The organism is Desulfosalsimonas sp. (genome assembly GCF_055149105.1).
This window is the reverse complement of record NZ_JBSRLA010000045.1, coordinates 24,166-34,085: the sequence shown is the minus strand read 5'-3', so window position 1 is coordinate 34,085 and position 9,920 is coordinate 24,166. Positions and strand designations below refer to the sequence as shown.

Below are 9,920 nucleotides of genomic sequence, written 5' to 3'. Positions count from 1 at the left end.
CCAACCAATAAACAAATAACTTATTGATTTTACTTAACACTTAATCACTTAAAACTTAACACTGCCTGTAAAAAAGACTTTTTACAGGCTCATCAAATTTGAAACCAAGGAGATATAAATATGACAGCACAGGAAGTCATGGAACGCGAAGATTTTCAAAAATGCCTGGAATTTCACGGTCATCTGTGCCCCGGGGTTTCCATCGGGTACCGGGCGGCGCGCTCGGGCATGGCCCACTTAAACCAAAAACGTTCCCTGGACGAGGAACTGATTTCCATCGTGGAAACCGACGCCTGCTCGGCGGATGCCGTACAGGTACTCACCGGATGCACCTTTGGCAAGGGCAATTTTATTTACCATGATTACGGCAAGATGGTGTTTACCTTTGCCAGCCGGCAGACCGGCCGGGGCGTGCGCGTGTCTTTGCGGCCCGGGGCCTTTGAACCCGATCCCGAGCACATGGCCCTTTTGCAGAAAGTCATCGCCGATCAGGCCGATGAAACGGAAAAGCAGCGCTTTTCCCAAATCCACGAAAAACGCTCCCACGATATCCTGGAAATGGATGAACAATCCCTGTTCTCCATTGCGGAGACAAAGATTGAACTGCCGGAAAAAGCCCAAATCGACCCTTCTGTTGCCTGCGACCAATGCGGGGAGCCCACCATGGCCGCAAAACTGGTGGAAACCAAAGACGGCAGACGCCTGTGCCGCCAATGCCATGGGGAGAACAAATGACATCCCGTCTGGCTGTTTTTTTTCTCACTTTGACGGCCGCTGCGGCCATGGCCCTGATCCCGGCGGCCGGAAACCAGGCCGCATGCGCCCAAAACATGGAGACCGTCACAGATGCCGCAGGCCGGACGGTAGCCGTTCCCGTACCGGCCGGGCGCATGATCTGCTCGGGCCCGGGATGCCTGCGGCTTGCGGTCTATCTTCAGGCAACGGAGCAGGTCATCGCGGTTGACAGCATGGAAAAGGACGTCTCTTCCGGTGCCGATCCCCGGCCCTATGCCCTGGCCCATCCGGAACTCCGGGACCTGCCCATGTTCGGGGAGTTCCGGGGCATGGACAACCCGGAGCTCATTGCCGCCCTGGATCCGCAGCCCGAAGTGATTTTCAAGACCTTTGCATCCATGGGCCATGACCCGGGCGAACTCCAGAAAAAAACCGGGATTCCGGTCATTGTGCTCCAATACGGAAATCTCACCGGCTACCGCCATCAACTGGATCAAACCCTTAAAATCATGGGCCGGGTTTTGGGCAAAACCAAACGGGCCGAAGAAATCATCCAATTTTTTGACAATCAGGTCGCAGATCTGGCCCGGCGCACCGCAGACGTGCCCCAATCGGCCAAACCCGACTGCTATGTGGGCGGGATTTCCTACAAGGGGCCCCATGGATTTCGCTCCACTGAGCCGGATTTTCCACCCTTTGAATTCACCCGGGCCCGGCATCCGGCCAACAGCGCAAGACCCACGTCCGGACCGGTTTCCCACGCCCAGGTGGCCCGGGAGCAGATCCTGGTCTGGAACCCGGAAATTTTGTTTCTGGATCTTGCCGGCACCGTGTCCAATCCCGGTGCCAGCGCCCTGGATGAACTGCACACGGATCCGGCATACCAGCATCTGGACGCGGTTGACCAGGGCCGGGTATTCGGCCTGATGCCCTATAACTGGTATGCCCGGAATTTCGGGGCCGTTTTTGCCAATGCCTGGTATGTGGGCAAAAAACTGTATCCTGAAAAATTCTCCGACATTGACCCGGCCAAAAAAGCAGACCAAATCTTTTCCTTTCTTGTGGGGCGTCCGGTGTTTGACCGGATCAACGCCATGTTCGGCAACCGGGTATTTGAACAAGTGATGGAACAAAAAGGCGATTAACAGCCATGCACCTGACCCATACCCAAATCCCGGAAGAATACAAAACCCATATCGGCAAAAAAACCACCTTTGTGGCCGCAGCCCTGGTCCTGCTGATCCTGCTGCTTGTTGCATCCGTGTCTGTCGGAGCAGTGCGCGTGCCCGTGGGCGACCTGATTTCCAGCCTCCTGGGCCGGGCTTCGGCGCAAAAATTCGACATTATCATCTGGCAGATCCGGATGCCCCAGGCCCTGACCGCCATGGCCGCAGGCGCCGGCCTTGCGGTTGCCGGGGCCATGATGCAGTCCATTTTGCGAAACCCCCTGGGATCGCCCTTTACCCTGGGCATTTCCCATGCCGCAGCTTTTGGGGCAGCCCTGTGCGTCATGCTTGTGGGGCCGGGATCTTTACAGGAAACCGGCTCCTGGCTCCCGGCAATGCTGGCCCCGTATGCGGTCACCATTTCCGCGTTCGGGTTCAGCCTGGTGGCCACGTTTATCATCATCGGCATTTCCCGGATCCGCAGCGCTTCGCCCGAGGTCATGGTCCTGGCCGGGGTGGCCCTGGGATCGCTGTTTACCGCAGGCACCATGTTTCTGCAGTATTTTGCCGATGACGTGGAACTGGCGGCCATGGTGTTCTGGACCTTTGGCGACGTGTCCCGGGCCAGCTGGCAGGAGCTGGGAGTGATCACTGTGGTGCTGGCGGCGGTTTTTGTTTACGGGTTTTTCAAGCGCTGGGATTACAACGCCATTGACGCCGGAGATGAAACCGCCAGGGGCCTCGGGGTCCGGGTGGAGCGCGTGCGGCTGGTGGGCATGCTGGCGGCTTCCCTTGTCACCGCGGTGGTGGTGGCATTTCTGGGCATCATCGGATTTGTGGGCCTGGTATGCCCGCACATGGTGCGGCGTCTGATCGGGGATGATCACCGGTTTCTGCTGCCCGGCACCTGCGTTATCGGCGCGCTTCTGCTGCTGGCCGCAGACACGGCCGCCAGGCTGGTGCTGGCCCCGCATATTCTGCCGGTATCCATCCTGACATCGTTTCTGGGCGCGCCTGTGTTTATTTACCTGATCATCCGGGGGCAGAAGCGATGATTCTCACAGTGGACAATGTCTCATTTCAATATAAAAGCACGGCCGTGCTGGATTCCATCTGCTTTCAAGTGCCGGTTCACAACGTGGTGGCTGTTCTCGGGCCCAACGGGGTGGGCAAGACCACCCTGCTGCGGTGCATGAACGCCATTTTGCAGCCCCGGACCGGAGTGGTGCGCATCAACGGGGAAAACATCTTAAACATGGGGGCAATGGAAATTGCAAGGCGGATGGGGTATGTGGCCCAGCGGGCGGAAGCCGCCCGGACCACGGTTTTTGACGCCATTTTATTGGGCCGGCGGCCGCATATCACCTGGCGGGCATCTGAGCACGATCTCCGGCTGACCCATGCGGCCATTGACCGGCTCGGGCTAAATGCGCTCTCCCTGCGGTATGTCACGGAATTAAGCGGCGGGGAACTGCAAAAAGTCAGCATAGCCCGGGCTTTGGTTCAGGAGCCCGGCATCCTGCTGCTCGATGAGCCCACCAGCAGCCTGGATCTGAAAAACCAGATCGAGATCCTGAAAACCATCCGGCAGGTGGCCGCCACCCACGAGGTGGCCGCGGTGATGACCATGCACAACTTAAACATGGCCCTTCGGTATGCAGACCAGTTTATTTTTTTAAAGGCCGGGCGAATTTTTGCCGCAGGCGGCGCGGAGACCGTCACCCCGGAAATCATCGGCGAGGTCTATGACGTGCCCGTGGACATCACCCGCCACCGGGGCGCGCCCATGGTTGTGCCCCTGGGATAAGAAGCCAGGGCAAAAAACCGGCCGCTACTTGCCCTTGAGCACTTGACCGGCCTTTTCCAGATCCGTATTGATGGCCTGGCTGTCTTTTGCCACGGATTCAAGAATGTCCGCCACATCTGAAAGCCCGGCCTGCCGGGCCCGGTCCGCCCACTGCCGGTAGGTTTCGGCATGATCGGCGTTGTGCTTGAGCCAGTGGGAAACCATTTTCTCCAGCTTTTCCGCCATGCTCATCTCAGACGGCCCGGTGTCATGGCTATGCCCGTGCTGATGATCATGCCCGTGATCATGGTCGTGCCCATGATCATGATCGTGTCCGTGGTCATGATGATGATGATCACTCATCCCCCTACCCCCTAAACAATCGTTCTTTTAATTTTGATGGCGCCGTAAAAAGCTTTTTACCGCGTCCGCTGTTTTTACAGGAAGGAAGCCCTGCGGCCGGCGTCGGCTTTTTCGCTCCTGACCGTTTTTGCGGATTGATCAAATGTCTTTGCTTAAAATATACAAATTCGCCCTGCATTCCTCCAACAGTTTAAATTTTCAAGCAAAAACGCTCAATGTCGCTTCAAAAGCCGACCCCGCCCTTGGACTTCCTTGGAAATGCAATATCTGCGTTACGCGCAATTTCTCAGAATTTCACGTACGGATAAGTAGCTGCATTCTTCGAAATTGCGCAAGCCTTGATCTTGAACTTTTTACGGTGCCATCAAAATTAAACGTTTTGATTTCCCCTGTCCCCTGTCACCCGTCACCCGTCACCCGTCACCCGTCACCCGTCACCCGTCACCCGTCACCCGTCACCCGTCACCCGTCACCCGTCACCCGTCACCCGTCACCCGTCTTCACCGTACAAGCGCAGCCAACGGCACCGAAACCACATGCGACCGTGCCCCCTGGCTGAAAAACCCGCCCTCTGCCACGCAGATCAGCAGCTTGTCATCATATACGGCCACGTCCTGGATCGGGCCCTGGAAATGATCCGCCAGCCGCTGGAGCCGATACACATCGTCTCTTCCGAAAAAGATCCCCACGGTTCCCTGGCCCGGCCCGCCGCCGATCATCGAGGAAAACCCCGCCGAGTTGAGCGCAATGGCTGCAAATTGGCGCTGGTTTTGCAAAAACAGGGCCGGCCGGCCCCAGACCGCCACCTTTGACGGGGCCACCTCCGGGTCTTCGGGATCAGCCACCAGAAACGAGCCGTAGGAAGGGGCAAATTTATCCGATGCCTCCCAGACATGGGAACCCTTCTGATACACCACCAGGCGGCCGCCGGGATTGAAAAACCCCAGCTCGGGCCGGTCATCGTCGTTCACATCCCCGTAAAACGCCCCGAAGATGGAAAACCCGAAGGGTACATCCTTTTGTCTGCCCGTTTCCACCGTGCCATCTTTGAAATCCAGCTCATGGACCACCGGCAGCAAAAGTTCTGTTCTGGAAAACCGCTGGCCCCAGAGTTGGGGGGCTTTCCCGTTTTCAGCAAGGCCCATGAAACCCAGCACATAAGGAACGCCTTTGGCTTTTTGTTCAAAACCATTGTCCGTGAGCTCCAGTATCATGGAACGCATGCCCGCATCCGGATCATAGATATTGACCGCCAGCAGGTGATCGCCTGTGCCTGAGAGGCTGACCACCTCACCAAAGCCCGAATATTCGTATTCAAATGTATGGCCGCCTTCAAGGCTTCTGGCCGCGATGGTGCGGCCGGACAGAAACACCATGTAGGACGTGCCCGAGCCCGCACTTTCGGCCACACTCATGTGATCGACCCGGTTGTCAAAGCTCGCCACAGCCTCAAAACCCGAAACCTCCATGGGCGTGCCCATGCCGGGCAGAGCCCTTACAGCCGCGGATTTGGCTGCCGGCGCAACTTTTGCCCGCTTTGCGGCAGGAGCAGACCGGGCAGAAGTCCGGGCTTTTTCTTCGGACTGGTAAATCCCGCGCACCTGGCCGCCGCTCCACACGGTAACCCCGCTGCTGTCGGCCACAAATACCACGCCCCATGCAAATACCCCCGATTCCGGGCCCTGGCCGGGGCTCTCCCGGTAATCCTGCCAGTCCAGATGATCCAGCCGGGAGCGCAGAAGCTTGTACTGATCTGCAGAATCGCCGGTTTCATCCACAAACCAGGCTTTGACCTGTTCATGGCGCACCGCCTGCATGCCCGGCGCAATCTCGCAGTCCCGGTCGTCCAGGCACTGCACCTCGATTTCGGAAAACCGCTCATGGACCTGCGCCACCCGTGCCGTGGCCGCTGGCGGGGCAAATTCTCCCAGGGTCTCCCCGGTTTCCGGGTCTTTTACGGATTGGGCCGGCAGGTAAAGGGTAAACAGATCGCCCTTTTTTACGTCCTGTTCCCCGCCCTGGTTGATCAGCCAGTGATCCTGCGGGCCCTGGATCACCCGGGCCTCCAAAACGGATAAATCCGACGCCACTTGGTCTGCGGGAATTTCGGCAGCAGACAAAAGGACCGGAAAAATAACCATCACCAGAAATGCCGGCAGCAAAGCAACAAAAAGTTTCATGCGTTTCATGGGGCTCACCTGAAGCGCTCAAAATGCACGCTTTTTACGGTTTGACAAAAAAACAACCGGCTTTTTCCAGCCCCGTGCCCAATCGGGAGGGGCCGGAAAAAGCCTTTATCAAAACTTCACTCAGATCATTCAATTATGCCAGATTTAGAAAGCAAACACCATGCCTGCGGCCACCTGGTAGACATCATCATCGTCAAACATCTCTTCTGCCAGATCACCGGAAATCAGGTAAGCGCCTTCCAGTTTCAGGGTCAGGTTGTCATTGTATTTGTATGCATACCACAGGTCAAACTCATAGCCCAGTTCGTCTTCATCTGAAAAATTCGCTGATGCATATTTCTCAGCGGTTTCCAGGTAGCGCACAGCCCCCCGGAGGTTGTTTTTGGCATCCAGCTGAATTTCACCCTCCAGAGCAAGGGTCATCAGACCTTTATTCCTTAAAGGCTCAGGCATGGTGGCGCCAAACTGATCATCCACAAACCGGTCCAGGGAAGCAGCAAGACTGTCCTTGAAAAAGATCTGGCCCACCTTGACATCCGCGTCAACAGACTGGAAGGCATCCAGGTCTCCGTCAAGAGGATCATCATCACCGGTGACATAGAGACCGTGCACCGAAACCTTGGCATTGTCACTCACCCGGGCGCCCACAGTCAGGTTGGCCAGCCAGGCCGACACATCCAGATTTCCATCATTCCCGGCATCTCCACCCTGATAGATCAAATCACCAGAGGCAAAAACCGGACCATCGATTTTTCCGGTCAGGCCAACCCAGTACTGGTCAGCACCATCTTCAATTTCTTCCCAACCCAGATCACCGACAGCGCTCTTGGCGCCAAAATCCTCGCCATACAGGGCAAAACCGCCAACCGTGATGTTATCACCGGGCTTGAAATCTCCCTTGATCATATAGAAATCAGTTTCTGCAACGTCGTCTTCTGGCGCACCAAAACCTTCCTCCAAACCCCGGAACCAGCCCGCAGACCAGTTAACTGCCCCGTTGCCATGCAGGGTGACGCCTGCCGCGGTTTCCGTCCACACCCAGTGGTTCACGCCGGTTTTCTGCAGGCCGGCCCGGCCCATGACCTGATCGTTCATGCCCGGCACATTGAGCTGGATATAGGCAAACCGGTTTTCAAAATCCGTGCTGTCACCGGAATAATCCCAGCTCTCGCTATCACCGAAATTGTTGGCGCCGGTTTCAAACCCGTACACCATCTTGGCCCGGCCGTCGTCTGTACCCACTTCTGCCCGGAACCGAAATTTACCAGCGGCAAAAGTGGTGCTGTCATTGTCATTGTTCCGGTCACCCAGTATCCAGCCATCTGACGCACCCATAGCCCCGGTCAGGGCCTTGCCGTGAAAATCAACGGTAAGGGCGGCCGCGGGCAGGGCCGTGCATAAAAAAAACAGTCCTGCTGCCAATACGGTTAAAATGCGTTTTCCTGAAATTTTCATTTGTCCTCCTTGATTGTTTTGCTGTGTTTTGACACAACAGTTTTTTGCCGGGATGCATGATTTGCCGGACATCCCTGTTAAACTCTTCTGTGTGAGGCCATACCACCGGCAGAAGTGGTTCTGCAACCCCTTTTTGCAGGCACTTTGCGGCAAAGGGGCCTGATTTTATGCCATTTTTTTATGGCACCCATTGGATTGTCCCTGAAAAATAAAGATCTTTTCCGCGACCGGGCCTGCCAAAAAAAATTGCATCTTTTTTTATACCCTTCTGCGCAGCCGGGCCCGGTAAACAATGGCGATCAGGTTCATGCCCAGCACCAGGGCAATGAGCACCAAAGCCGTGCCGTACTGCAGGTGCCGGGTCTCTTCGATGCGCGTGCCCGCGGTTGCCAGCACATATATATGATACGGCAGTGCCATGACCGGATCCATGATGGAGTCCGGGATCTGCCGGTTGAAAAATACGGCTGCCGTAAACATGATGGCAGCGGTTTCGCCCGCGGCACGGCTCAAAGACAGGATACCCCCGGTAATCATGGAGGGAAACGCCGCAGGCAGCACCACCCGGGAGATGGTCTGCCATTTGGTGGCACCCAGTCCCAAAGACGCCTCCCGGTAGGTATCCGGCACCGAGCGCAGGGCTTCCTCTGAGGTGCCGATGACCACCGGCAGGGTGAGAAACCCCAGGGTCAGGGCGCCGGAGACAATGCTGACGCCCAGGTTCATCCAGGTGACAAAAAACGCCAGTCCGAACAAACCAAATACCACAGACGGCACCCCGGCCAGGTTATTGATGGCAAACCGGATCAGACGGACAATCAGGCCCTGGCGGGCATATTCGTTAAGGTAAATGGCGCACCCGATGCCCAGGGGCATGGCAATGGCAACAGCGCCGATACTCAAATACACCGTGCCCACGATACAGGGCAGGATTCCGCCCTTTGTCATGGAATCCACCGGCGGCTTTGTCAAAAACTCCCAGGAAATGGCCGACCAGCCGTTTTTAATCAGAAAAAACAAAATAATAAGCAAAGCCAGACCGTTTATTACCGCAGCCGCCCGGAACATTGAAAAAACCACATGCTCCTTGAGGTTTCTGCCCAGGGTGGATTTATTAAAAACCAGTTCTGAATCGCGCTGCATTTCGTACAACTCCTTTTTCCCCAAACGCTTTTAAAGGGTGGCCGCCCCCACCTGCCGGTGCTTGTGGGAAATATAGTCGGCAATGGAATTAAACAGCAGGTTAAACACAAACAGAATCATGCCAATGGCAAACAAGGCATGATAATGGGCGCTTTGAAACGGGGCCTCGGCCATTTCAGCGGCAATAGAGGCCGGCATGGGCCGCACCGGGTCAAAAAGGGATCCGGGGATCATGGCCGCACCGCCGGCCACCATGAGCACCACCATGGTCTCGCCGATGGCCCGGGCCATGCCAAGGATAACCCCTGTGCTGATCCCGGAAATGGAGGCCGGCACAATCACCCGGAAAATACTTTCAATCCGGTTGGCGCCCAAAGCCAGGGAAGCTTCCTTTAACTCCCTGGGCACACTGGAAATGGCATCCTCTGATATGGTGCAGATGGTGGGAACAGACATGAACGCCAGCATTAAAGAGGCGTTAAACAGATTCAGACCCGTTGCCAGATCAAATGTTTCCTGGAGAAACGGGGCCACCACCACCATTCCGAAAAACCCGATCACCACCGACGGCAAAGAGGCCAGCAGCTCCACTGCGGGCTTGGCAATCTCTTTTAACCTCGGAGAGGCGATCTCAGCCAGATAAATGGCGGTCATCACCCCCAGGGGCACAGCCAGAACTGCTGAACAGAGGGTGACAAACACCGAGGCCAGAATCAGGGGCAGAATCCCGAAATCCGGCGGGCTGGCCGTGGGGTACCAGTAGGTGCCAAAAATAAACTCACCAATCGATACCTTTTCAAATATGGGCACCCCGGCCTTGACCAGGAAAAACAAAATCAGCAGCAACACGGCAATGGACATAAAGGCGATAATGAAAAAAAAGTTGCGGATCAGGCCTTCTTTGTTTTGGCGTTTCATGGACAAATACTCCCGGCAAATTCGCAATTCAACTTCAGATAAATTTTTTCAATCTTATTGGCAGCCAAAGCGGCCGGAATCGGTCTTTCTTTGCCCAACCCCGGCCACTGACCACCGATCACTCATCACTCACTACTCATCACTGACCTCAGACTACCGACCACT

The 9,920-nt window shown here is 56.1% G+C and carries 9 protein-coding genes; 4 read left to right on the top strand and 5 right to left on the bottom strand.

Annotated features, from left to right (window positions below):
* Positions 1-120: 120 nt before the first annotated feature.
* From ACTCIA_RS11560 to ACTCIA_RS11545, 4 genes are read left to right on the top strand one after another with little or no spacing between them, the layout of a single operon-like run.
* The gene (locus ACTCIA_RS11560) at positions 121-735 is read left to right on the top strand and encodes an FmdE family protein (RefSeq protein ID WP_463001977.1); all 615 of its coding nucleotides are present in this window, start codon (positions 121-123) and stop codon (positions 733-735) included.
* Positions 732-1,880: an iron ABC transporter substrate-binding protein gene (locus ACTCIA_RS11555; protein WP_463001976.1), complete on the top strand. Its 1,149-nt coding sequence runs from the start codon at positions 732-734 to the stop codon at positions 1,878-1,880. The genes ACTCIA_RS11560 and ACTCIA_RS11555 overlap by 4 nt, the downstream gene beginning before the upstream one ends.
* Before the next feature lie 5 nt (positions 1,881-1,885).
* Positions 1,886-2,956, top strand: a complete 1,071-nt coding sequence (locus ACTCIA_RS11550; protein ID WP_463001975.1) for a FecCD family ABC transporter permease — start codon at positions 1,886-1,888, stop codon at positions 2,954-2,956.
* Positions 2,953-3,708, top strand: coding sequence for an ABC transporter ATP-binding protein (locus ACTCIA_RS11545; RefSeq protein ID WP_463001974.1), 756 nt, complete (start codon positions 2,953-2,955; stop codon positions 3,706-3,708). The genes ACTCIA_RS11550 and ACTCIA_RS11545 overlap by 4 nt, the downstream gene beginning before the upstream one ends.
* Positions 3,709-3,732: 24 nt before the next feature.
* Here the strand turns inward: ACTCIA_RS11545 and ACTCIA_RS11540 are convergent, their stop codons facing one another.
* The 5 genes from ACTCIA_RS11540 to pstC all read right to left on the bottom strand — a co-directional run bounded on the left by ACTCIA_RS11540 (position 3,733) and on the right by pstC (position 9,755).
* On the bottom strand, positions 3,733-3,933 hold the full coding sequence (locus tag ACTCIA_RS11540; protein WP_463001973.1) for a hypothetical protein: 201 nt from the start codon (positions 3,931-3,933) through the stop codon (positions 3,733-3,735).
* Positions 3,934-4,550: 617 nt separating this feature from the next.
* Positions 4,551-6,239 (bottom strand): hypothetical protein, encoded by a 1,689-nt coding sequence (locus tag ACTCIA_RS11535; RefSeq protein WP_463001972.1) that lies wholly within the window; start codon positions 6,237-6,239, stop codon positions 4,551-4,553.
* 144 nt (positions 6,240-6,383) lie between these two features.
* The gene (locus tag ACTCIA_RS11530) at positions 6,384-7,694 is read right to left on the bottom strand and encodes a hypothetical protein (protein ID WP_463001971.1); all 1,311 of its coding nucleotides are present in this window, start codon (positions 7,692-7,694) and stop codon (positions 6,384-6,386) included.
* Between the two features lie 258 nt (positions 7,695-7,952).
* Positions 7,953-8,837 carry a phosphate ABC transporter permease PstA gene (pstA, locus tag ACTCIA_RS11525; RefSeq protein WP_463001970.1) on the bottom strand — a complete coding sequence of 295 codons (885 nt, stop codon included), beginning with the start codon at positions 8,835-8,837 and terminating at the stop codon, positions 7,953-7,955.
* A gap of 30 nt (positions 8,838-8,867) precedes the next feature.
* A complete protein-coding gene (gene pstC, locus ACTCIA_RS11520; RefSeq protein WP_463001969.1) occupies positions 8,868-9,755 on the bottom strand; it encodes a phosphate ABC transporter permease subunit PstC in 888 nt (295 codons plus the stop codon).
* Between the last annotated feature and the right edge of the window lie 165 nt (positions 9,756-9,920).